Here is a 23,898-nt window from a genome sequence, read left to right on the forward strand (position 1 = left end):
CGTACGGCGCCGGCCAGTAGACCTGGCAGCCCGGGCGGCGAGGCAGCGCGGTCCTGTGCAGCTTTGGAGAACCCACCTGGAATGTCCCCGCGGACACTCCGTCACAGGTCCCATCCGGGTCGGTGTCGGGGCGACTATCCCAGCCAGGGGAATGCGCCGAGCGCGGCGCCGATCAACACTGCTGCCAGCCACCTCAACACCAGCGAGGGTTCGCTGGGTTTCCGGAGACGATGCGCAATCCAGATGGCCGTGCCGACCGCGAGGGTCACTGCGGAGCAGAGGATCCGTGGCCCCGGAGCATCGCCGAAGATGATCGCGAGGATCATCCAGTACCCGAACCCGAGCGCGAAATTTGCTGCTAGCCCGCGCCAATCGTCCTGCATCCACCACGGGACTGGTTCACTCGAAAGTTGCTGCGGTGGATAGCGTGGATAACTCGGCGTTGGGTACACCGGAGGCCAGACCGGCGCCTGATAGCCGGTGGAGAACGAGCCACGGTTGGCACCGCCTTGCCGGTCTAACCTGTTGTCCCGCAACATCAGAACCGAGACAAGCAGGCTCGCGGCGCTGATCAGGACGCCGGAGACGGCGGTGATGGCCTGAACATTGTCGGTGGTATCAGACACCCCTTCAGTTTCGGTCCATTGCGGGCGCTTGTCCCGGCTTCGAAGCCGATTGTCGAATGCTGATCGCACCCAGCCCGTTACCACCTCGCCTTCGCGAAGTAGGCAGGCGCATGGTGGCCAAAAGGCATGATACCCAACACAAACCAACTGGCATGTATTGGTGTGATTCATCATCTGGACACCAAGGGGCGGACAGCACAGGTCGCCACGCCCGCCGGGCTGAATCGGACTGTGGATGCCGTGAGCGCGTTCGGTGGCGACGCCGGGTTCGGCGACTGTCGATGTTCAACAGCGGTCTCCGAGAACGGGCAGGCGACGCGCATTGCAGTTCACCTTGGCGCTCAGGTCAGTGTCGCCATCTGCCAGCTCGGCCAGCCGGTACCAGGCGGTGTGTACCCGCTCGTCGCTGGGATCGAGGGTGATCATCAGGTGGTAGGCGCACGCTAGCGCGCGGGTGAGGTTGTCGATGACCGAAGGTAGGGCTCTTTGGAAGCCGGTCACATCAGGTACGCGTCGACCCGTCGATGTGATCGGAATGGTCGCTGCCGGAGCTTCGGCAGCTTCGGGGGCATGGCGAAGTCGTTGCATACCAGTCAATTTGAGCCGGATCCCTCGACTGCGTACGAGACGGCAGTGATGGTGGTTCGGCAGACTCTGTGGCAACCATGGTGGCAAGATGAGGCACACGACGGTCGGTGCGAAGGGGATCTCATGGACACGGGAGCACTCGTCACAATTGCAGGTCTGGGCGCAACGTTGGTCGCCATGGTCGCGGCCGTCGTCGTGATCACGCCGAGTCGGCGTTCGAGTCGACCTGCCGTGGTGGCTACCAACGTCGCAACGTTCAAGCAACGGTCTCGTACCCTACGCGACCATCAGACCTCGCTAAATATCAAGGTGCTCGATATCAGTCCGCCATCGTGGCGGGCATCAGGAGTCCCGTTGCTGACTCGCGCGGGATGGATCTTCGACCAGCCAGTGCCGTTGGACGATGTCCACATCTGTCTCAACTCGGAGCAGCGTCCTCGCCAGGCGCTGAGCAAGCGCGAACTGCTGTACGGGTTGGACTTGTCTGGAGGGATCAGCTACAGCCAGGCAGTCACTGAGCTAGCCGGAATGAGCCACTTCACAAACGGTATCATCTATCGTCCGATCAAAGCCGAGTTCACGAATACCGTCACGCAGATAGACTTCGAAATTGGCAACTATTTTGACTATCTTGACACCGGTGAGATTTTCGGCTACAAGCGCAGCTGTTCGGTTAGTTCTCGATCGCTTCGAAAGGATGGTGATCCGTTCGAATTCGAATCGCGGACTGCATCTCTCGGCATCCTAACGCTCACGATATATGAAACCGGCGGAGTAGCTAGGTTTCTCATCCACAAGCGTGCCGCCAGCGTTGTCGTCGCTCCCGGCCTCTTTCATGTCGTGCCTGCAGGAGAATTCGCCCCGTCCGACATCAGCCTCGCTGCAATCGAGCGCGACTTCTCGTTGCGGCGCAACATCGAAAGAGAATTCGCCGAAGAACTACTCGGGGACATTGATGCGCAAGGCTCCGGTGGAAAATTTCTCGACTACGATAATGAACCGCCATATCGCGAGCTCGGCGCAGCGGTGTCAGCCGGCGAGTTGAAATACTATGCGCTCGGCCTCGGCCTAGATCCCCTGACCTGGAAGCCGGAACTGCTCACTGTGGCAGTCTTTCGACATGGCTCCTTTGATCGCATCTTTGGTGGAGGTATCGTCGGGAACTTCGAGGGCACTGTCATCACGGGCAGCCAGTTTGACTGCAATCAAGTCGACAATTACCTCAACAGCGCCAACACTCGCCTCGGAACCAAGGCGTGTCTGCAGCTGGCCTGGAAACATCGCGGCACACTGCTTAGCTAGGAGGATTCGGGTTCCTTCCGTCAGCGCGAATGCTGCGGATTGGAATGCCGCGGTCTTGTCGTGGGGTTGCCGCTGACACCGTTCGCTGCGACTAGGACCCCAGGGCGCAGCCGCGTTGACGGATCTTGGTGGCGAAGGTGCTCACGGTGGCGGAGTCGGCAGGGTGGCTCCAGTTCTTGCATTTGATGAGGAATATCTCCGGTGGGGCACGCAATTCGTCGATGTCGCGAAAGTTCTTTATCGAGATGTCGATCACGGCAAGTGTGAGCACTCTGAACTCAGTTGGATGACCAATGAGCTACGCTCCACGAGCAGCAATGTGCGACTTTTGCATCAGCTGATCATGAACGATGTTCGTTGCGAGAGCTGGTGTGCGTAGAGGCTCAGTCCCCCTCCGGACACCAGTGCTATCCCCAGCAGGGGATGACGCAATGATCGTTCGATGCTCCAAGTGCGCATAGCGCACTTGGAGCTCGATTGCGTTATAGAGGTCCTTCTTGTACTCCGGCGCACCTCCAGCCAGGATCAGGCGGACATCGCCGTGCGATTCGATGACCTTGCGGAGCTCGGTCTCACTGAACTGTTCTCGTGTGGGCAGGTAGTTCAGCTCGACCTGTGCGGAGGCTTTGTCGGCTTGGGGCGGCGTTCATCGCGTCGACCACTGCCTGCGGGTCGATTCCCGCTTCGATCGCCGCGAGATGGCGTTCGATCCGCGTGGACGCGTGCTCGATGCGCAGGCGTAGGGAGGCCCGGCGTGTGTCGCTGTCGATGTCGTCCTGTGCCGCGAGGAGTGCGTCGATCGTGCGGTCGAGGTGGTCGGGATGAAAACAGGGTGGACAGCCACTCGTCGACGGGTGCGGTGATGTCGGCTTCGCGGAGGTTCACCGTTGGAGGGTGGATTTCCCGGACGGGGCTACCGGGCGGGAGTGTGCGGGCTCGGCACCGGTAGTAGACCGCCTTGCGCAGCATTTCGCCCTGCATCTTGCGGTTGCAGATGTCGCAGTAGACCCGACCTCGGAACTGGTAGATGTTGCCGGAGTTGATCGGCCTGGTGCGGTCGAGGCGGCTGCGGGCACGGTTGCCGGCCCCGGCGCGCTTCTTTCGCTCGAGCGTGGCTTGAGTGAAGGTTTCGACCGAGATGATCGCGGGGTGTGCAGGTTTGCGGGAGCGGACGATGCGTTGTGCGGGTGAGCGTTTGAACTTGACGATGTTGCCGGCGGCGACGTCGTCAGGGTCGAGCAGCTGTTCAGTCTTGGTCCAGCGCCCGAAGACGGCGTAGCCGGTGTAGCGGGGGTTCTGCAGGATGGCCCCCACCGTGGTGGCCTGCCAGCCGTCACCGGAACGATGCCGATTCTGTTCAGGGCGCTGCGCGGACGGGCAGGGGATGTTCTCGCGGTTGAGTTCGGTCGCGATGGCTCGATCGCTTCGTCCCTCGAGGTAGAGGCGAAAGATCCGTTGCACGACAGGGGCGGTGGCGGCATCGATGGACAGGATGCGGAGTTTGAGATTGTCCGCGGCCCGGTTCGGATTGGGGTGTGGCGGACCGTCGACGACGAGGTATCCGTACGGCGGGCGCCCGCCTTGGTGGCGACCTTCGTTGAGGACTTGCGCGTTCATGCTGGCGCGGGTGCGTTGCTGAACATGCTGGCGTTCGGACTCGCTGAGCCAGCCGAGCATGTTCATCATCATGGTGTGGGTGACGTTCTGGGGGTCGTACCGATTGCCGAGTTCGGGGACCCAGATGGAGACGTTGTAGGCGTGGATGCGGGGTGCGACCAGACTGAACTGATTGCCGAACCAGCAACGGGTGCCTTCGCCGACGACGATGCCGGTCCAGCCGCGGTCAGGGTTGCGCAGGTCGTCGAGGAGTTTGGCGGCTTCAGTGCGGCGATGCCAGGGCACCGAGCGTGATTGCCCGATGTCGAAGTAGCTGGTGACGATTCGTCCGTTGACGAACTTCTCGGCGTTGCCGAGTTGCCATTGGTAGGAGGTCTCGGGGTCCTGGTTGTCCTCGGTGCTGCAGCGGCCGTAGAAGGCCAGTTCTTCCTCGCTGACGGGATCGAGGTCGGTGGTTTCGAGTCCGAACAGGTCGTCGAGGACGGCCCACTCGTTGACGTCGGTGGTCATCAGAGCTCCTCGTCGTCATCGTCTTTCGATTCGGAACCGCGCGCGGCATGGAGTAGCAGGCGCAGAAGCGCACGGGCCGCTGGCAGGGTGAGTGCGGGCGGCTCGCTGGGGCACACCGTCTTGACATGACATCGGTCGTCCGCCTCCGGCACTCTGGCGTCTCGCTTACGCGACATCTCGCCATACCGTGGTCGCAGCGGCCTTCTTGGCTTGTTTGCGGCTACTGGCTCTCGTCGGGGCGTTCGGCGCCGGTGTAGGCGGTGGCGCTGCTACACGACCGAATCCTGCGGTGCGGGTCTGGGATCGGCGAATCAGCCGCCGGGATTTCGAGGGCGGGGAGGCCGAGAATCGGGGAAGAGTCCATGGGGCACCTATGGCTCGGCATTTCAGGGCTGCTCCGGAGCTACCTAGTCTGCATTCGTCGCGACTGGCTCGGAGTAGACCGTGGGCCGGGCCGTCAGATGGCCCACTCGGCAGCTGCGCGCGCCCGTATGGCAGCCTTTGCCGCCATGAGCATGCCTGCACCCTATGGCCAACGCTGAGGCCGGACCCAGCCCAGGAACCGCGACTGCTGGCCATCGTCGTCCACCTCAACGACAGACTGCGCGAAGCCACCGAACGCGGCTGGCTCGGCGGAGTCGACGGCCCCCGGATCAGTCTCGACGCGGCGAACCAGAAGCTCATCCAGATGCGAAAGATCCGCGCCCAGGCCCGAATGGTCGATCTCCCAGCACCCACGTTGCAATAGCCTGGCGTCGACCCCGGCTCGGACCGCCGGCTCGCGGGGCCGTTCACATAGCGCTGTTCAGATCGGCCGGGATCGGCGAAATCAGCTGCCTCGGCGTGGCCTCCGAATGCACTCTCATGCCGAGTTCCGAATAGTTGGCTCAGTCCCGCACTATTCACCGCCGTACGGCGTTAGAAGGCCAATATCAGCGCAGTAATGCGAGATCAGGCCGGATGATCTCGCCGCGATGTCTTGTGCCGGCCTTCGACGCCGGCGCTACCGATCATCTCGACACGGTGGTTGTGGGAAGCGGATCAGCAGTGTTCGTATTGACGTACGTAGGGCTGCGACTCCGGTAAGACGTTGTGCCCGGGTGTCTGGCAGCCGCCGACCACGACCTCGAACAAGGGGCGGCCGTAGGAGTAGCCGGGGCCGTTGGGTGTGTGGATCGTGTAGCCGACCGTCGTGCCGGAGCCTGCCAGGTAGGGGAGATGCAGATCGGCGAGTTGCGTGGTCTGTGCGGCGCTGAATTCCGTACCTACGGGAGGGAATACGGTGACGCCCAGTGTGCGGCCTTCAAAAGGCGGGTCGTAGACCGACACTTGAGCGAAGAACGGGATGGGTTGATCGGTCAGGAACCACTGCCACAGGTCGAGTTCGTCATTGGACGGGAAGCGAGGGGTGGGCTCTTGGTGGGGGGGTGACGCGATCATGGTGCCATGGATACGACCCGGGGCTCCGTTCCGAGTGATTGGTGAACCCGCGCTCCCGCTCATGAACGGTGGATACGATCCACTGGTTGGATGCCAGTTCGGGGAAGTCCCGGATGATTCGGCGCATCGCCGCGGTGGCGCGGTGAGGTTCGCTCTCGGAGCCCGCCCGGACGTCGATGGTGTTGGTGATGCGGTCCGCGTCGCCGCCGCTCGAGTCCCAGTGCACTTCGGTGCCGGCGGCCCATAGTCGAGCCCAGTTGTTTGCGGCGTTCGCTTCCGTGTTCACGTCACGGCCGAAAAGCCAGTACGCGGAATAGGAGTCCGCCATCCGGTCGATGGTGACCGTTATCGGGTCGCCATGGAAACGGCGCGGAAGCTGTTGAGCGCCCATGGCACTCACCACAGACGCGGCCTCGGCCGGTGTGGTGTCGTCGCGGAGCTGCACGTCGAGTTCGGCGGTGAAGTGTCTGCCCTTGTAGTGCTCGAAGCGGTGTGACGCGTTGGTCACCCCAGGAAGGGCCCGGATGGCCGTCTCGATCTTGCGTGACCAGCTGTCATGCTCGGCCTGGTCGCGTCCTCGATCGAAATAGCCACATCCGGTCAGCAGAACAGCCGCCATCAGCAACACGAGGGTGGGCACGGTAGAGCGCATAGCATTGATCTTGCCAGTAATTCACGTCACGGCGCTGGCGCTGACGCGCCCCCAGTTCTGTAGCCGGATTGCGAGAAGTTTCGACGCAGCTCGGGAATTGCGGTGGCGTAACGGACAGAGGCGAGCGACGGAATGGACAGCCCGACCCGACGATCGCCACGCGCGATCTTGACCAGCTCGACCGGACACGTCGCTGTCGACATGCATGTCGCGCGGTTCGTTCGCGACGCCGGCGTCCACCCACTGCGGTGACGACCATGCGATCAACGCCCTGATCACGCAAGCCTCCAGCGAGTTGGGTTGCAGTGCAGGGGCCCTCGATGCGGCGATCTGGGCCCCGACGTTCGTGTGGGCCCGGCAGCACGGGGCAGCAGGTGGCGTCGCTGCAGCTATGCGCTCACGTACGCGGATTCCGAATTACCGAAGTGACACCGACCATGCCGGGCTCAAAGCCCGGCGGTCAGCGAATCCTCGCTGTCCAACCCTCGATGCCGTCGTTCGGTGTCCGACAGGGCGGACGGCGGAGGCGGCGAGTGCATTGGCCCGTTGGATGGTTAGGCGACGGCCTTGTTGTATGCATCGACGATCTCGGCGGCGATGCGGCCGCGCGCGGAGACTTTGTGGCCGTTCTCCGCGGCCCAGGTGCGGATCGCGGTGAGATCACTGCTGTTCCGCGTCGGCTTGGCCGGTGCAGGAGTGGTCCGACTGGTGGACTTGGCGGTGCGACCGATTTTGCGGGCGTGCGGAACCCATTGCTCAAAGCTGTCGCGGAGCTTGGCGGCGTTGCTGTCGGAGAGGTCGATTTCGTAGAGGGCGCCATCGACACCGAAGGTGACCGTCTCGCTAGCGGGGGTGGTGCCGTCGATGTCGTCGACGATGTCAACTACCACTTTGCGTGCCATGCGGGTGTTCCTGTCTGGTCGATGAATTGGCCGACACTGCCGCCCGGGTTTGGGAGGCAGCATGGACAACTATCTCACGCCCGGACTTTTCGCGTAGACCGCGGTTCCGGCGATCTACGTATGGCAGGGTGAGCGGGTCGAAGTTCAGGTGGGGAGCGATGTTCGGGAATGGCTGTCCGGAGCTGTGCTTCTTGGGGCTCAGCGTGATTTCGGGCATTCAGCAGCAGAGAAGGATTTGCGAATCGGCGGTGTCGCGGCTTTGCGCTTTATTGCGCCGCCATCGGCTCGGGCCCTGTACGCAATCCCAGGTCTTGTCGAGGTCGACGTTCCCGCGTGCTGCCGTCCCGGGTGGTTGCCGTTGTTGTAGGCCAACATCGAGGTTGCCGTTGCAGGATGGCCTTGAGATTTCGGCTGTTACACCGACTAACTACGCTTCGATCAGGTCGTCGACGAACTGCCGTAGCGGTCTTTCGAGCCGCTCGCATGGTGGTGACGATGTCGCGGCCACGTTCCCAGACGGTCATGACGGTGAACACGATGATGCCGGTGACCAGGCAGCCAGGCATCGTGGACGAGTTTGGTGAGGTTGGCTCGGAACGTTGGTGTGAACTCAACGGGATGTTGCAACGGGATCGCCTGAGGTGCAACGTCATTGTCAACTCAGGCATCGTTGCCATTGGGCGCGGATCTCCGAGGGGGCAGCGGCGAGGTCGACGGAGAGCGCCCGGAACCGGCTTCGGTTGTCTCGCTGACTGATTGCCTCGATCTGGACTGCGACATAACATAGGCGTAGAGCTGGTACATGTATCCGGGCCGAAGCTTCAAAGCGCCGAATCGGTTCACGCTCAGGGCATTGGTGAACTTGGTCTCGATGATGATCCGCCTGCCCGCCCGATTGTCGAGAACGGTGTCGGTTTCGAGGCGGGGGAGAAGATCGAGTGCTGCCGGAGCACCGAGTGCGCCCCAGTCGAGCTTAGGCTGTGTGACCGACCATGCGGTGGGGTCGAGGCTGTACCTGAAATAGCCGTTGACCGTGGCAGCTGGTTTGGACGGGCGTGACCTGCTCGATGAGCTGCAGGACGCCGGTGAGCTGCCAGGAATGGACAGCCGATGGCTGAAGCTGTTGGAAGCGAATCCGGACCTTTACCTGCCGACGCGCTCACGGCCGGCACCCCAGGGATAGCTACGAACTCATTGTGAGCGAGGGGCGTTCGGCGTTTTGCCTGTTGGGCGAGGCTCGATCATCGGCCGTCTGCGAGTCGGTCAAGGTCCGGGTATCGGGGCCTGGCAGCCGGTAAGTACTCCTAATCGGCCGCTAACGGGGGAGTGGATAGGGTTCCGTGCGTCCCTGAGTGCGACAAGGCTTGACAGGTCATGAAGTCGGCACGGCGTTTCCGCAGGTTCCCAAGGTTGCCTGACTCTTCCTATGATTTCCCAGTTTCCGCAGGTAGATGCCTATCTGGTAGGACTGAAGCCACCCGTACATTCCCGTGAGTGCCTATTCGATCTCGTCTGCAAATCGTAGAAACACGCGCTGTGCGGGCCGGTAGCGCTCGATCTGGATGACGGAATCCAGGTCTCGCCCGACGTCCGAACTTCAGGCACAAGAGTGGGCCAGTAGGTCTTGCGAATGGCAGTCCTGGCGCGATGTCGCAGGTTCGATTCCTCGGCAGGACACACAAAACATGGGCAACTGGAAAACGGCTGGTCGTAGCGGATTCCTATCCGATCTGACGACCACGGTCTGCCGGTTCGGATAGGTTCCCGGTCTCATAGTCGGCGTGACAGGGAATTGGAGTGCTTGCTTGCCCTCGGATCAGCTGATCGCTGAGATTGCTCCGGCGAGCTCGACCCGGCTGGTGATGCCGAGGCGGGGGTAAATGCGGTAGAGGTGGGAACCGACAGTGCGGTGCGAGAGGTAGAGCTTTTCCGCGATCTGACGGTTGGTGAGGCCGTCGGCGGCGAGGGTAGCGATCTGGAGTTCCTGGGAGGTGAGTTGGTCGCGGGCTGTGGGGGAGCGGCGGGTGCTGGTTTCACCCGCGGCGCGCAGTTCGTTGCGGGCTGCCTGCGCCCAGGGGTCGGCTCCCAGGGCGTCGAAGGTGTCGCGGGCCGCGCGCAGTGGTTCGCGGGCTTCCGAGGTGCGGCGTAGGCGGCGCAAGCGTCGTCCGTGATGGAGTTGCAGACGTGCGCGGTAGAGCGGCCACGCGCCGACATGGCCGTTGAGCGCGGCGGTGTAGGCGGAGTCGGAGTCGGCGTCGTCGGCGAGTACCGCGCGGCTGTATTGGTCGACGACGAGCAGCATCGGGGCGGGTAGCCGCTTCGCCAGGTCCGGCAGATCGGCTAACAACTGCCTTGCGGAATCGGTGTTTTCGCAGGCAACGGCGGCGTCAGCGAGTTCGGGGGCGATCCACCAGCGTCGCATGGGGTGGCTTACCGGGTCGGTCGGATCGTAGACACGGGTCAGGGCCGCGAACGCGTCCTCGGCTCGTCCGTCCAGGAGCAGGAGCATGCCGCGGGTCTGCTGGGCGGCGACTTGGATGCACCGCATCCCGGTGGCCAGCGGGCTGGCGCCGATCGCGCGCAGATGATCGGCCGCTAGTTCGGATTCGCCACGCAACGCGGCGATCATGGCCAGATTCGTACGCCCGGCAACGAGATAGAACTCCTCGCCGGTCTCTTCGGCGAACGCGCGGGACTCCTCGGTTTCGGCGCGGACCTTGTCCCATTCGCCGAGCCAGATGCGGCTCCAGTTCCCGGCACCGAGAATGCCGGAGAGCAGTCCGAGCCTTCCCTGACTGCGGCCGATTCCGGCGGCGTTGTCGATGTAGGCCGAGCCGCGCCGAAAATCGCCGAGGAAGAGCGCGGCGTAGCCGAGGAAACGCATGGCGTCGGCGTCGGTGCGGTCGGGGTCGAGTCGCGCGATTTGATCGAGAACGTCGCTGCCGCGTTCCCACGGCATGCTGTAGGCGCCGATGGCCAGTACGCGGGGGTCGTGTGCGGGCAGGTCGAGGGTATCTAGTTGGGCGGCAATGGCTTTGCGTGATTCGTCGCAGGCGTCCTGGAAGAAGCAGCGTGAGGCGGCGCGCCACAGTACCTCCGCCGCCAGGTCGGTATTGCCCGCCGCGTGCACGTCGGCCGCGATGTCGACGAGCTCTCTGATGCGACGCTCGTGGTCGTCGTAGTGCTGGAACGCGACAACTTCCTCCACGCCTGCCAGGCGCGCGCGTTCGGTCGGCCCCAACGTGCTGAGGTCTGCCCGAGCGAGCAAGTCTTGGGCCTCGCGGCGCGCGCCGGTCTCGCTGGCCAGTTCTGCGGCGTGCAGGAGCAGGGCGGTGGTGCGGTCGGGTCGCTCGGACAGTTCCGCCGCGCGGTGCAGAGCGGCGACCGCGGCCATGATGGCGCCGCAGGTGCGCGATCGCTGTGCATAGTGTTCGAGTTGCGCGGCGATGGCGTCGTCGGCGCCGAGTGTGGCGGCGGCGCGATGCCAGAGTTGTTTGTCGGGGAAGCCGGCGAGCACCTCGGCCAGGATCGTGTGCGCGCCGAGACGTTGCGCCAGTGGTGCCCGGACGTAGGTCGCCGAACGCATCAGCGGATGCCGGAAACGCAGGACCGAACCCGCCATCTCGACCAGGCCGACGTCGATGGCTTCTTGCAGGTGCGCGGTACCGACCGGTGTGCCTGCGAGTTCGGTGGCCGCCCGCAGGAGCCTGCCCGCGTCGCAGGTGACATCGGCGGCGAGGACGACGAGCATGGTTCGTGCCGGCTCGCTGAGCTCGGCCGAACGCGCGGCGAAGGCGGCTTCGAGCCGGGCGGTCAACGGGAAATCCTCGACCACCCGATCCGTCGACTGTCGCATTGCGCGTGGTAACTCGGTGAGCGCCAAGGGATTTCCTGCGGCCTGGCTGAGTAGTCGCTGTCGCATGTTGCCTGACAGCGTGGGCGCCTGCGCTTTCAATAGCACGGCGGCGGCTTGTTCGTCGAGCGGCTCGACCATGATGTCGGGCAGCCCGGCTCGTCGCGCGGAATCCTCGGATCCGGTTCGGGTGGCGCCCAACACAAGGACCGCATCACTGCCGATCCGGCGCGCGACGAAACTGAGCACATCGGCGCTGCCGCTGTCGAGCCACTGCAGATCGTCGAGGATCACAACCGTCGGCCGAACCGCGGCGGCTTCACCGATGAGCTGCAGCGCGGCCAATGCCACCGCGTAGAGATCCGGCGATCCGTCTTCCTGCCCGAACGCCGCACGCAAGGTGTGTTGATGCGACACCGGAAGCTTGGCCACTTCGGACTCGAGGGGGCGCAGCAGTTGGTGCAGGGCGGCAAAGGGCAAGCCCGCTTCGTTCTCGACACCGATCGCGGAAACCACGGTCAGGCCCTGGTCTGCTGCCAGCTGCCGAATACTGCCCAGCAGCGCCGACTTTCCGATACCGGCTTGCCCACGCAGGACCATCGCCGATCCGTTGCCGGCCACCGCGCGATCGAGCAGGTCGCGCAGCATGGACAGGTACCGGTCTCGACCGATCAACGAAGACTGCGACATCACACCACTCACCGCCCGATCCTGACAGTGAACCACTGGTTCCACAACGCGACGACGCAGGTAGGTGCGGTAATCGGGACGGTGGAGCGGTGCCCGGAGCACCGGCAGGCCGGTCTCAGCTGATCCCCGAGATGGCTCCGGCGAGCTCGGCTCGGCGGGTAACTCCGAGACGGGGGTAGATGCGGTAGAGGTGCGAGCCGACGGTGCGGTGGGACAGATAGAGCCTTTCGGCGATCTGGCGGTTGGTGAGCCCCTCCGCCGCCAGGGTGGCGATCTGCAATTCCTGGGCGGTGAGTTGGTCGCGGGCGGTGGCGCAGCGGCGGGTGCTGGATTCTCCTGCGGCGCGCAGTTCGTTGCGAGCGGCCTGCGCCCAGGGGTCGGCTCCGAGTGCGTCGAAGGTGTCGCGGGCTTCGCGGAGTGGTTCGCGGGCTTGCGAGGTGCGGCGTAGGCGGCGTAGGCGGCGGCCGTGATGGAGTTGCAGTCGGGCGCGGTAGAGCGGCCACGCGCCTGCGCTGCCGTTGAGCGCGGCGGTGTAGGCAGCGTCAGCGTGGTCGTCGTCGGCGAGTACGGCGCGGCTGTATTCGTCGACGGCGAGCAGCATCGAAGTAGGTACCCGCTTCGAAAGTATCGGTAGGTCGGCGAGCAGTTCCCTTGCGACATCGATGTTTTCGGAGGCTACGGCGGCGTCGGCGAGTTCGGGGGCGACCCACCAGCATTGCATGGGGTGGCTTACCGGGTCGGTCGGATCGTAGACACGGGTCAGGGCCGCGAACGCGTCGTCGGCGCGTCCGTCCAGGAGCAGGAGCACGCCGCGGGTCTGTTGCGCGGCGATCTGGATGCAGCGCATTCCGGCGGCCAGCGGGCTGGCGTCGATCGCGCGCAGATGATCGGTTGCCAGGTCGGATTCGCCACGCAACGCGGCGATCATCGCCAGATTGGCGCGTCCGGTCGCGGCATAGAACTCCTGGCCGTTTTCCTCGGCGAATGTCCGAGCCTCCTCGGATTCGGCGCGGACGGTGTCCCAGTCGCCGAGCCAGATGCGAGTCCAGTTTCCGGCGCCGAGAATGCCGGAGAGCAGGCCGAGCCGCCCCTCGCTGCGGCTGATCGCGGCGGCGTCGTCGATATACGCTGTGCCCCGTCGGAAATCGCCGAGGAATAGCGCGGCGTAGCCGAGCAAACGCAGGGTGGCTACGTCGGTGCGATCGGGGTCGAGCTGTTCGAGTTGCGCGAGGATTCCGTGACCGCGCTCCCACGGCAGGCTGAGCGCGCCGACCGCGAGAACGCGGGCGTCGTGTGCGGGCAGACCGAGAGCATCCAGTTGAGCGGCAATGTCTTTGCGTGCGACGTCGCCGGCGTCCTGGGACGAGCATCGGGCGGCGGCACACCACAATATTCCCGCTGCCAGGTCGGTATTTCCTGCCACGTGCACGTCGGCCGCGATATCGACCAGCTCCCGGATGCGACGGTCGGAGTCGCCGTAGCGCTGAAACGCGACGACTTCCTCGACGACGGCCAAGCGCGCCCGTTCGATCGGGCCGAGAACGCTGAGGTCGGCCCGGTCCAACAGGTCTACGGCCTCGCGGCGCGCACCGGTCTCGCTCGCCAGTTCCGCGGCGTGCAGCAGCAGGGCGGTGGTGCGGTCGGGACGCTCGGACAGTTCCGCCGCACGGTCCAGAGCGGCGACCGCGGCCATGATGGCGCCGCAGGCGCGCGACCGCTGCGCATAGTCCTCGAGTTGCGCGGCGATGGCGTCGTCGGTACCGAGCGTGGCCGCGGCACGATGCCACAGTTGTTTGTCGGGGAAGCCGGCGAGCACCTCGGCCAGTATCGAATGCGCGCCGAGCCGCAAGGTCAGTGACGCCCGGACATAGGTCGCCGAACGCATCAGCGGATGCCGGAAACGCAGCAGCGGGCCCGCCATCTCGACCAGGCCGACATCGATGGCTTCTTGCAGGTGCGCGGTACCGACCGGTGTGCCTGCGAGTTCGGTGGCCGCCCGGAGCAGCCTGCCCGCGTCACAGGTCACATCGGCGGCGAGGACGACGAGCAAGGTTCGTGCCGGCTCGCTGAGCTCGGCCGAACGCGCGGCGAAGGCGGCTTCGAGCCGGGCGGTCAACGGGAAATCCTCGACCACCCGATCCGTCGACTGTCGCATTGCGCGTGGTAACTCGATGAGCGCCAACGGATTTCCCGCGGCCTGGCCGAGCAGCCGTTGCCGCACGGTTCTCGACAACAGGGGCGGTTGCGCCTCGAGTAGCGCGGCGGCAGCGTGCTCGTCCAGCGGTTCGACCGTGATTTCCGGCAGCCCCGCTCGTCGCGCGGAATCCTCGGATCCGGCGCGGGCGGCGCCCAGTACGAGCACTGCGTCACTGCCGATGCGGCGGGCGAGGAAACTGAGCACATCGGCGCTGCAGCTGTCGAGCCACTGCAGATCGTCGAGGATCACAATCGTCGGCCGGACTGCGGCGGCTTCACCGACGAGCTGCAATGCGGCCAACGCCACCGCGTAGAGGTCGGGCGATCCGTCTTCCTGCCCGAACGCCGCGCGCAGCGAGCGTTGATGAGAAACGGGCAGCTTGGCCATCTCCGCATGAAGGGGACGCAGGAGTTGATGCAGGCCCGCGAAAGGCAAGCCTGCTTCGTTCTCGACACCGACGGCGGAGACGACGGTCAGGTGCTGGTTGGTAGCCGCCTCCCGAATCACGTTCAGCAGAGCCGACTTTCCGATACCGGCTTGCCCGCGCAGGACGATCGCCGATCCGTTTCCGGCGACGGCACGATCCAGGAGGTCTCGCAGCGTGGACAGATACCGTTCCCGACCGATCAACGCTGACTGCGAAATCTCACCATTCACCTGCCCGATCCTGACAGAGACCCGACGGTTTCACAACGCGACGACGCAGGTAGGTGCAGTAATCGGGCAGTGACTGAGTCATCGGCGGCCACCATGACTCAGTCATCGATGCAGTCGTTCGACTGATTCGCAGGGGATGGGTTCGGTCGTAATTTCATCGGCATGACAAACACCTTCACCACCACCGACGGCGCCGAGATCTTCTTCAAGGACTGGGGCACCGGCCAGCCGGTGGTCTTCAGTCACGGCTGGCCGCTCAGCGCCGACGCTTGGGACGAGCAAGCCCGCCTGGTCGCCGAGCAGGGCTACCGCGCCATCGCCCATGACCGTCGCGGTCACGGTCGATCGAGCCAGACCTGGGACGGCAACACCATGGACCGCTATGCCGATGACCTGGGCGAGCTGATCGAGCACCTGGACCTGCACGACGCGGTGCTGGTCGGCCACTCCACCGGCGGCGGCGAAGTCGCTCGCTACCTGGGTCGCCACGGCAGCGCCCGGGTCGCCAAGGCGGTGCTGCTCGGTGCGGTGCCCCCGGTGATGGTCAAGTCCGACACCAATCCCGACGGTACTGCGATGGAGGTCTTCGACGGGATCCGTGCCGGTGTCGCCGCCGACCGCTCGCAGTTCTACTGGGATCTGAGCGAGGCGTTCTACGGTTTCAACCGGCCCGACGCGACCGTCTCCGAAGGTGCGCGCCGTGCGTTCTGGCGACTCGGCATGCAGGTCGGGGTGCGCGCCGCCTACGAATGCATCGCCCAGTTCTCCGAGACCGATTTCACCGCGGACCTGCTCGGGATCGACGTGCCGGTACTGGTCGCCCACGGTGACGACGACCAGATCGTCCCACTGCACGACTCGGCGATGAAGTCGGCCGAGCTGATCAAGAACGCGACGCTGCGGGTGTATCCCGGCGCACCGCACGGCCTCTACGGCGAATTCCGCACCGCGTTCGAAGCCGACCTCCTCGCCTTCCTCGCGCACTGATCACCCGCAGCACACCTTTGAGGAGCCCATCATGAGCACACCCACCGTCATCCTCGTCCACGGCGCCTTCGCCGAGTCGGCCAGCTGGAGCGGCGTCATCAGCCGGCTGCGCACCGTCGACGCCACCGTCATCGCCGCCGCCAACCCGCTGCGTGATGTCGACACCGACGCCGACATCGTCCGCGGCATCGTCGATTCCGTGGACGGTCCGGTCGTCCTCGTCGGACATTCCTACGGCGGCCAGGTCATCTCCCAGGTCCACGACCCCAAGATCGCCGCCCTCGTCTACGTCGCCGCCTTCGCCCCCGAGGAGGGCGAGACCATCGGCGAACTGTCCGGGAAGTTCCCCGGCGGCACCCTCGGCGAAACGTTGAACCAGGTGGTGCTGTGCGACGGCAGTACCGACTTCTACATCCAGCCCGCCAAGTTCCACCAGCAGTTCGCCGCCGACATCTCCGCCGCCCAAGCCGCGATCGACGCCGCCACCCAGCGCCCGCTCAGCGACCGTGCACTCAACGGCAAGTCCGGCGCACCGAGCTGGAAGACCGTGCCGTCGTGGTTCGTCTTCCCGGACGCCGATTACAACATCCCGGTCGCCGCGCACCGGTTCATGGCCGAACGGGCGGGTGCGCGCGCCACGATCGAGATTGTCGGTGCCTCGCACGCGCTGCCCGCATCTCAGCCCGCCGAGGTCATCCTCACCGCGATCGAAGCCGTCGTCGGCTGACACTGCCGAACATCTACTCCCACAACACCACTGTCTCGAGGAACTGTCATGCGTATCAACTCCGCCGTCAAGCTCGCCGCCGTCGCTCTCGGCCTCACCGCAACCATCGCCAGCGCGGGTTGCGCCACCGCCCAGCCCGCGCCCTCCGCCACCAAGCCGACCATCGTCCTCGTCCACGGCGCCTTCGCCGAATCCAGCAGCTGGAACGGGGTGATCGACAAGCTCAACGAGCAGGGCCTGACCAGCATCGCCGCGGGTAACCCACTGCGCAGTGTCGCCGGCGACGCCGACTCCGTCCGCAGCGTGGTGGCCTCGATCGATGGGCCGGTCGTTCTGGTCGGGCATTCCTACGGCGGGCAGGTCATCTCCCAGGTCCAGGATCCGAAGGTCAAGGGGCTGGTCTACGTTGCCGCCTTCGCTCCCGAAGAGGGTGAGACCATCGGCGAGCTTTCGGGCAAATTCCCTGGCAGCACGCTCGGAGACACCCTCAGCAAGGTGGCGCTGTCCGACGGCAGCACCGACCTCTACATCCAGCCCGCCAAGTTCCACCAGCAGTTCGCTGCCGACGTCCCCAACACCAAAGCCGCCATCGATGCCGCCACCCAGCGCCCGCTCAACGACCGTGCCCTCAACGGCAAGTCCGGCGCACCGAACTGGAAGACCGTGCCGTCGTGGTTCGTCTTCCCCGACGCCGACTACAACATCCCGGTCGCCGCGCACCGGTTCATGGCCGAACGCGCCGGTTCCCGCGCCACGGTGGAGATCAAGGGCGCCTCGCACGCTCTCACCGTCTCCCAGCCCGGCCCCGTCGCGAAGGTCATCGTCGAGGCCGCGACCGCGGTCGGCTGACATCCGCCGAACCGGCAGTGCCGCGTGGATCGCTCCACGCGGCACAGTGGCCTTTTCGGGAAGTGAGCAGTTTTCGGCCTGGCAGGTGAGCTGTGCCGCCACCGACACTCGTGCCACACAGGACTTTCCGCCGAGAGGAACTCACATGACCGTCGTATTCGTGCACGGCGCCCCCGAGACCGCCGATATCTGGGACGGGGTGCGAGACCATCTCGCGACCGACAGTGTCGCGTTACGGTTGCCCGGATTCGGGTCCGATCGCCCGGAGACCTTCGGCGCCGGCATCGACGAGTACACGCAGTGGCTGATCGATGAATTGCGACGTACTCCGGGTCCGGTCGATCTTGTCGGCCACGACATCGGGGCGATGCTGACCTATCGCGTGGTCGCCGATCCCACTGTCACGGTACGAAGCTGGGTGGCAGACGGTGCGAGTGTCCTGCATCCCGACCACCGCTGGCATGAGCTCGCCAAGACCTGGCAGACAGTCGGTGCGGGCGAGGAGTTCGTCCGCCAGGCCGTTGTCGCGCCTAAAACCGTTGTGGCGAAACTACGTTCGCTCGGACTGCCGGAAACGCACAGGGCTCATGGGCACTTCGACCTCGAGATGGGCAGGACCATCCTCGACCTGCACCGGCCGCGGCCGACGTAGTCACACACATCAAGTCCGCGCGCATGTCCGAATACACACAGGACAACCCACCATGTACGAACGCCTGCTCACCCTCTGGCCGGACCAGATGCGACAACTCATCGAATGGGCTGTTTACAACAAGAACCGCCTGATTGCGACCCTCAGACACCCGGCACACGAATGCCCGAGACGACTCATCGAAGATCTGGGCACCATCGGAACAGCCAAGACTGCGACGGTGCTTAAGTCTTACATCGGAGACGTCACAATTGGGAACTCTGCTGTAGAAGCCATCCGGGCGATAGAGCAACGATTGAACCCATGCTGATGAGTGGCGGGATGGCTAACACGCGAGGATCTTCGCCACAGCGTTGACAAGGTAGACGAGGAAGTTCGGCACCGTTCGTCGCAGGCTTGTGCTATCGGCGGGGCACATCGAAGACCTCCGATGTTCCTAACTGTCAAGCTGCAGCGGGTTCTGGGGTGTGGGCGGGGGCTTGGCCGAAGGCTTTGATCGAGTCGAAGGGTTCTCGGTTCTGCAGGCAGTAGTGGAGCTGTCCGAGCATCTTGTTGACCAAGTGCCGGGATGCGGCGGGGTGTAGGTAGTGCTCGCGTGCGGGGCCGGGGTGGCTGAGGGCGCTGAATCCCCGGACCCAGCCCACGGCGGCGAGGCGGTCGATCTTGATCCTGCGGAAGGTGATCGAGATGGTGCGACCGGACGCGCGAGTGACCGGTGCTGTTCCGGCGTAGGCCTTCAACGCGCGGGCATCGGCGAAGCGGGTGCGGTCGTCGCCGATCTCGGCCAGCACTCGGGCTCCGGTGAGATCGGCCAGGTCGGGGAAACTGGTGATGATCGAATAGTCGGGATGGTGCCGGAACTCCTCCGCAGCGGCCTGTTCGAGGTCGTCGGCACCAGAGCAGGCCGCATTCAAGGTCGCTAGCAGGGCGAGACATTGCCGGCCCATGGCCTTCTCGACCAGCTCGGGTTGGCGCAGCCCGGGGTGGCGCAGCCGCTCGACGATGTCGGCGGCGAGTTCGATGATCCCTCGTTGACGTCCAGCTCTGCGCAGCGCGGTGCAGACGCGGGTCGCGGTCAGCTTCATCGCCGCGGCCGGGGTCGACGCGATGGCCAGGACCGCGCGGACCTCTGGCTTGGCTAGGCTGGTCGCGGAATTGTCAGCGAACGTGGCGAGGGACATCGGGTGGTATTCGCGCAGCAGCGACCGTAGCTCGTTGATGGCTTTGGTCCGCCGCCATACTGCGTCTTGCTGGGCGCGGGCCAGGACCGCGATGGCTTGGGCCAGTTCGCTGTCGGCCGGGATTTGCCGGTGCATGCGGGCATCGACCCGCAAAATGTTGGCCAACGTCATCGCGTCGGCGTGATCAGATTTCGCTCTCGCGACCGAGTGCCGCTCGCGATAGCGTGCCACAGCCATCGGGTTGATCGCGTAGACCGGTCGGCCCGTGGCGCGGATCGCGGTGACCATCAACCCGCGCGGGGTTTCGATCGCGACAGGAATCGGGTTCTCCGCGGTGTCGCCGGCCTCGGTAAGCAGCTGGGTAAGGGTGGCGAAACCGGCCGGATCGTCGGTGATCCGCTTCTTCGACACGAGCGTGCCGTCTTGGTCGACGATGGCGATGTCGTGATGGCCTTCGGCCCAGTCGATCCCGCAGTAGCGGTTCATCCATCCTCCAATTCTTCGCTTGTTTCCGCAGGTCGCAAGACCCAGGCAGGAACGCGCGACGCTCTACTTACGAGCCTCTATGGGGCTGGCCTCCGATGAGTTGTTCGCGCTCCCAGCGCAACCTGCACGGCACCTGTCTCGCTGAGAGCTGTGAGCTCGGAAACGCCGAGGTGTTCGGTCGTGCGGGCGGGCTTGGACCACGATCTATGAAACGCCCGATAGTGGTTGAGCAGCAGTGGAATCGGTTGCTGCTCAGCCCCTGAGTGGGCTGCCCAGCCCTCGCGGCCTTCGATGAGGCCTTGGGGCCGGATGGGAACTGGGAGTCGCCAGGCAGTGAATCGTTACCCGCTAAGTAGATGGGAACGCGGGTGACCTGCGGTTTTCAGTCGGTCAGCTGATGATCGAAGCCGACTATCCCTTGTAGGTCGGCCCGGTGGCTAGCGTGAGCGGCCCGGACTGCTGAGTGGGTGGGGTCAGGGGTTCGAGTCCCCTTTGCTCCACAGAAATAGCAGGTCAGGCCCGGCCTTGAACCGGGCCTGACGGGCACGATCGAGCCTTGGGGACCGGTGTCGGTCGAACCGATCTCACCCTGCCCACATCCGCGCCGACCTCGGCTGATCGGATCGGTTGGGCCGATGTCAGATTTCGGTGACGTCGTATCGATGTGCTGCGCCGACTTCGGCGGAGAGCAGTGTGCCTTGGTGGGTGCTCAGCCCGGCTTTGAGACCGGCATCCTCGGCGGTGGCGCGGCGCCAGCCCTTGTCCGCGAGAGCGATGACGTAGGGCAATGTCGCGTTGGTCAGCGCGTAGGTCGAGGTGCGGGGCACGGCACCGGGCATGTTGGCGACGCAGTAGAGCACCGAGTTGTGCACTTGATATGTCGGCTCCGCGTGTGTGGTCGGGCGGGAATCCTCGAAGCAGCCGCCCTGATCGATCGCGATATCAACGAGTACCGATCCCCGCTTCATTTGCGACACAAGCTCATTCGAGACCAGTTTGGGAGCTCGTGCGCCCGGCACCAGAACGGCACCGATCACGAGATCTGCTCCGAGAACGGCTTGCTCGAGTTCCAGGCGGTTCGATGCGATCGTCTTGACCTGCCCACGGTAGAGCGTGTCGAGTTCACGCAACCGGGGGAGCGACAAGTCGAGCACGGTGACCTCTGCCTGCATACCGACAGCGATGGCGGTGGCGTTGCTTCCCGAAACGCCGGCGCCGATGATGACCACCTTTGCCGGCCGCACGCCCGGAACGCCGCCCATCAGGACACCGCGGCCTCCAGTAGGTTTCATCAAATGATATGCACCGGCCTGCGGCGCGAGCCGTCCGGCGACCTCGCTCATCGGCGCCAGAAGCGGCAATGAACCGTCGCGTGCGGTGACCGTTTCGTAGGCGATGGATGTCGTTTTCGACGCGAGCAGTGCGTCGGTGCATTCCTGGGAGGCCGCCAAATGCAGGTAGGTGAAGAGCACCTGATCTTCACGTAGTCGCGAGTATTCCTCTGCAATAGGCTCTTTCACCTTCAGTAGTAGGTCCGACATCTCCCAGACCTGATCGGCGGTGTCCACTATTTCGGCGCCGGCGGCCTTGAAGTCGTTGTCGTCGAACGCCGATCCGAGTCCCGCTCCTGATTCGATCAGCACGCGATGTCCTCGGGTGGCCAGCTCGTGGACACCTGCCGGGGTGATCGCAACTCGGTATTCGTGGTTCTTGACCTCGCGAGGGATGCCGACCTTCATCGTTGTAGCTCCTGTGTGTGGTGGGGCAACCGCCATCGGTCCGCGGCACAGAAGTGCAGCGCCCGGCGGTCGGTCGTTCTCAGCAACATTGAAGGAAGATCCAGCGTCTGCAGGCGGGCAATGTGACCGCATTTCAAGGCAAGAGCCGACAAACTGTCGCCTTCTGCGGTGCGTGGGTCTGGGCCTTGCCGCGGTTGTCGACCACCCGGATGGTGAAGGAGGCTCACTGTGCCCAGTCCGAGGGTGATCGCCGGCCGATGTATCGAGGTGGGTTTGGTGGTGGTCGGTATGGTCGCATTGTGGGTAGACCGGCCGCGTGGCTGGCTACTCGTTGGGGGCGTACTAGCTGCTGTCTACATCGTGGCCTGGGTCGTGCTGTTGCTACAGAATCGGCACGCCGAAGATCCGGCCGAGTGGCTGGATGGGATCTCCGACAGGGCCGAAATAGGTCATTCGATCGAGGTGTATGACTCAAGCAATTCGGCCTGGTGGCCTGTTAGAGTTGCGTTGACTGGATCAATCGATCAGATCTGGTTTACAGGAGGATCGCATGGCCCGTATCCCCGCCGCCGAACGCCGCGCCGGCCTGGTGGCGGCTGCCGTGCGTGTGATTGCCGCCCACGGGGTGGACGGCGCCACAACGCGCCGGATCGCGGACGAAGCGAACGCGCCGCTCGCCACGCTGCACTACTGTTTCGCCACCAAGGAGGCACTGTTCGCGGCGGTCTTCGAGTACGTCGCGGATCAATACCGAGATGTGCTGACGCGCAGCGATGTCCACGGCGATGTGGAAACCACCGCGCGGGGGCTGCTGCGTGGCGTACTGATGTGGTATCGGGCGAATCCGGACTTCTGCGTGGCGGCCCTCGAGCTGATCAGCTGGGCGCAGCGTCGGGATGGTGATCATGCCGAGATCGTTTACAACAAGGCGCTCGGGACCATTCGGACGATCCTTGGGGCGAACGCGACTGCCGCGGGACGGCGGATCGATCAGGACACGATCGATCAGCTGGCCTACGTCGTGTCCGCGCTGTCGGACGGAATTGCGATCAACTGGCTGGTATTCACCGACGACGATGCCGCGGCGGCGCAGATCGAGCTCACTGTGGACGCGCTCGATGCGTGGATGTCGCGCCACTTCGGCGCAGCGGCCGGGGCTGTGGCCTCTGCCGCATCGCCGACGCCGAAGCCGACGATGAAATCGCTGGTGTCCTGGGTGAGCGTGCGCTGACATCATCGCTGATCTGACACCTGTGGCCGCAACCCCAGCAGGGTCGCGGCCACAGGTGTCAGATCAGAGCAGCTCGGATGCTGCTTCGACGAGCCAGCGCAGGGCGCCGTCGTCGCTTGTCATCCACTCGGGATGCCATTGGACCCCGAGGACGGCGGCCCCCGGCAGCTCCACGGTTTCGGCGACACCGTCGGCGGTGCGGCCGGTGACGACGAGTCCGGCCCCGCAGTCGTCGACCGCCTGGTGGTGCCAGGAGTTGGTCACCAGGTGTTCTCCGAACACCTTGTTTGCGATCGTCCCCGGGGCGAAGGTGACCACATGGTCGGGATCGCCGTCCGAGAGTGGTCCCACCGACAGGAGGTGTCGCACCGCCCCTTCGGGCAGATGGGGGATCAGGGTGCCGCCGAGCGTCACGTTGAGCACCTGCATGCCCCGGCAGACGCCGAGCAGCGGAATCTTCGCTGTCAGCGCGGCCCGGGTCAACGCGATCTCGAACGCGTCGCGGGCCGGATCGTGCACGCTCGGATCCGACAGTGAATCGATGTCGCCGACGACCGATTCGTCACCGCCCCAGCGGGCGGGATGCACGTCCTGGCCACCGGTGATCACCACCCCGGACAGCCACTCGCACAGCTCTCCCGGGTCGGCGTCGTAGGGCAGCATCACCGGCACACCACCGGCGGCCACGATCCGGCTCGCGAAATCGGTCATGAAGCTGTCGGTGAGGCGCTGTCCGTACCCGGGATAGCTGCCTCTGATCAGGTCCAGCCGGAACCGTCGTCCGGTCAAGCCGATCAGGGGTTTGCGCCCCACCACCGCAGTGCTCACGGGAGTTCGAAGTAGCGCAGGGACTCCCACGTCGGGAGTTCGGCGAACGACACGCCGCCGACGGAGTGGAACGGTATCCACTCCCCGTGGCCGTAGGCCGCGCCGGTGCTCGGCGCCGTTGGCTCGATGGTTCCCGTCATTTTCGGTCCTTTCGATTCTCGAGATCGGGTGCCGGCCAGGTCAC

The 23,898-nt window shown here is 64.8% G+C and carries 20 protein-coding genes; 7 read left to right on the top strand and 13 right to left on the bottom strand.

The window, feature by feature from the left end:
• Positions 1 to 134: 134 nt before the first annotated feature.
• Positions 135 to 626 carry a hypothetical protein gene (locus tag IEY60_RS12960; RefSeq protein ID WP_189027666.1) on the bottom strand — a complete coding sequence of 164 codons (492 nt, stop codon included), beginning with the start codon at positions 624 to 626 and terminating at the stop codon, positions 135 to 137.
• A gap of 285 nt (positions 627 to 911) precedes the next feature.
• Positions 912 to 1,214, bottom strand: coding sequence for a hypothetical protein (locus tag IEY60_RS12965; protein WP_189027668.1), 303 nt, complete (start codon positions 1,212 to 1,214; stop codon positions 912 to 914).
• Positions 1,215 to 1,337: 123 nt separating this feature from the next.
• On the opposite strand from IEY60_RS12965, the gene IEY60_RS12970 reads away from it, so the two are divergent.
• The gene (locus IEY60_RS12970) at positions 1,338 to 2,516 is read left to right on the top strand and encodes a hypothetical protein (protein ID WP_189027670.1); all 1,179 of its coding nucleotides are present in this window, start codon (positions 1,338 to 1,340) and stop codon (positions 2,514 to 2,516) included.
• A gap of 91 nt (positions 2,517 to 2,607) precedes the next feature.
• On the opposite strand, the gene IEY60_RS12975 is transcribed toward IEY60_RS12970, so the two are convergent.
• The 7 genes from IEY60_RS12975 to IEY60_RS13005 all read right to left on the bottom strand — a co-directional run bounded on the left by IEY60_RS12975 (position 2,608) and on the right by IEY60_RS13005 (position 15,034).
• On the bottom strand, positions 2,608 to 2,787 hold the full coding sequence (locus tag IEY60_RS12975; protein WP_189027672.1) for a hypothetical protein: 180 nt from the start codon (positions 2,785 to 2,787) through the stop codon (positions 2,608 to 2,610).
• A 332-nt stretch (positions 2,788 to 3,119) separates the two neighbouring features.
• Positions 3,120 to 4,643 carry a recombinase family protein gene (locus IEY60_RS12980; RefSeq protein ID WP_229739786.1) on the bottom strand — a complete coding sequence of 508 codons (1,524 nt, stop codon included), beginning with the start codon at positions 4,641 to 4,643 and terminating at the stop codon, positions 3,120 to 3,122.
• 1,041 nt (positions 4,644 to 5,684) lie between these two features.
• The gene (locus IEY60_RS12985; RefSeq protein WP_189027674.1) at positions 5,685 to 6,083 is read right to left on the bottom strand and encodes a hypothetical protein; all 399 of its coding nucleotides are present in this window, start codon (positions 6,081 to 6,083) and stop codon (positions 5,685 to 5,687) included.
• Entirely contained in the window at positions 6,031 to 6,735 is a 705-nt protein-coding gene (locus IEY60_RS12990; protein ID WP_189027676.1) for a hypothetical protein, read from the bottom strand. Before IEY60_RS12990 ends, IEY60_RS12985 begins: the two co-directional genes overlap by 53 nt.
• 554 nt (positions 6,736 to 7,289) lie before the next feature.
• Complete coding sequence (locus IEY60_RS12995) at positions 7,290 to 7,637, bottom strand: histone-like nucleoid-structuring protein Lsr2 (protein ID WP_189027678.1); 348 nt, start codon at positions 7,635 to 7,637, stop codon at positions 7,290 to 7,292.
• A 1,816-nt stretch (positions 7,638 to 9,453) separates the two neighbouring features.
• The gene (locus IEY60_RS13000) at positions 9,454 to 12,192 is read right to left on the bottom strand and encodes a helix-turn-helix transcriptional regulator (protein WP_189027680.1); all 2,739 of its coding nucleotides are present in this window, start codon (positions 12,190 to 12,192) and stop codon (positions 9,454 to 9,456) included.
• Between the two features lie 103 nt (positions 12,193 to 12,295).
• A complete protein-coding gene (locus IEY60_RS13005; protein ID WP_189027682.1) occupies positions 12,296 to 15,034 on the bottom strand; it encodes an AAA family ATPase in 2,739 nt (912 codons plus the stop codon).
• A 162-nt stretch (positions 15,035 to 15,196) separates the two neighbouring features.
• Here IEY60_RS13005 and IEY60_RS13010 point away from each other — a divergent pair, with 162 nt between their 5' ends.
• The 5 genes from IEY60_RS13010 (at position 15,197) to IEY60_RS13030 (ending at position 18,559) form a co-directional block, all read left to right on the top strand.
• Positions 15,197 to 16,021 (top strand): alpha/beta fold hydrolase, encoded by an 825-nt coding sequence (locus IEY60_RS13010; protein ID WP_189027684.1) that lies wholly within the window; start codon positions 15,197 to 15,199, stop codon positions 16,019 to 16,021.
• A gap of 31 nt (positions 16,022 to 16,052) precedes the next feature.
• The gene (locus IEY60_RS13015; protein WP_189027686.1) at positions 16,053 to 16,748 is read left to right on the top strand and encodes an alpha/beta fold hydrolase; all 696 of its coding nucleotides are present in this window, start codon (positions 16,053 to 16,055) and stop codon (positions 16,746 to 16,748) included.
• A gap of 48 nt (positions 16,749 to 16,796) precedes the next feature.
• The gene (locus IEY60_RS13020; RefSeq protein WP_189027688.1) at positions 16,797 to 17,597 is read left to right on the top strand and encodes an alpha/beta fold hydrolase; all 801 of its coding nucleotides are present in this window, start codon (positions 16,797 to 16,799) and stop codon (positions 17,595 to 17,597) included.
• Positions 17,598 to 17,742: 145 nt separating this feature from the next.
• Positions 17,743 to 18,249, top strand: a complete 507-nt coding sequence (locus IEY60_RS13025) for an alpha/beta fold hydrolase (protein ID WP_189027690.1) — start codon at positions 17,743 to 17,745, stop codon at positions 18,247 to 18,249.
• A 52-nt stretch (positions 18,250 to 18,301) separates the two neighbouring features.
• Positions 18,302 to 18,559: a hypothetical protein gene (locus IEY60_RS13030; protein WP_189027692.1), complete on the top strand. Its 258-nt coding sequence runs from the start codon at positions 18,302 to 18,304 to the stop codon at positions 18,557 to 18,559.
• Positions 18,560 to 18,692: 133 nt separating this feature from the next.
• On the opposite strand, the gene IEY60_RS13035 is transcribed toward IEY60_RS13030, so the two are convergent.
• Positions 18,693 to 19,916: an IS110 family RNA-guided transposase gene (locus IEY60_RS13035; protein WP_189027694.1), complete on the bottom strand. Its 1,224-nt coding sequence runs from the start codon at positions 19,914 to 19,916 to the stop codon at positions 18,693 to 18,695.
• A 638-nt stretch (positions 19,917 to 20,554) separates the two neighbouring features.
• Entirely contained in the window at positions 20,555 to 21,655 is a 1,101-nt protein-coding gene (gene ald / locus IEY60_RS13040; protein WP_189027696.1) for an alanine dehydrogenase, read from the bottom strand.
• 550 nt (positions 21,656 to 22,205) lie between these two features.
• Here ald and IEY60_RS13045 point away from each other — a divergent pair.
• Positions 22,206 to 22,886 carry a TetR/AcrR family transcriptional regulator gene (locus tag IEY60_RS13045; protein ID WP_189027698.1) on the top strand — a complete coding sequence of 227 codons (681 nt, stop codon included), beginning with the start codon at positions 22,206 to 22,208 and terminating at the stop codon, positions 22,884 to 22,886.
• A gap of 63 nt (positions 22,887 to 22,949) precedes the next feature.
• On the opposite strand, the gene IEY60_RS13050 is transcribed toward IEY60_RS13045, so the two are convergent.
• Positions 22,950 to 23,714 carry a gamma-glutamyl-gamma-aminobutyrate hydrolase family protein gene (locus IEY60_RS13050; protein WP_229739787.1) on the bottom strand — a complete coding sequence of 255 codons (765 nt, stop codon included), beginning with the start codon at positions 23,712 to 23,714 and terminating at the stop codon, positions 22,950 to 22,952.
• On the bottom strand, positions 23,711 to 23,854 hold the full coding sequence (locus IEY60_RS13055) for a hypothetical protein (protein WP_189027700.1): 144 nt from the start codon (positions 23,852 to 23,854) through the stop codon (positions 23,711 to 23,713). The genes IEY60_RS13050 and IEY60_RS13055 overlap by 4 nt, the downstream gene beginning before the upstream one ends.
• Positions 23,855 to 23,898 lie beyond the last annotated feature (44 nt).

This window comes from Nocardia rhizosphaerihabitans (assembly GCF_014646295.1).
Lineage (GTDB): Bacteria > Actinomycetota > Actinomycetes > Mycobacteriales > Mycobacteriaceae > Nocardia > Nocardia rhizosphaerihabitans.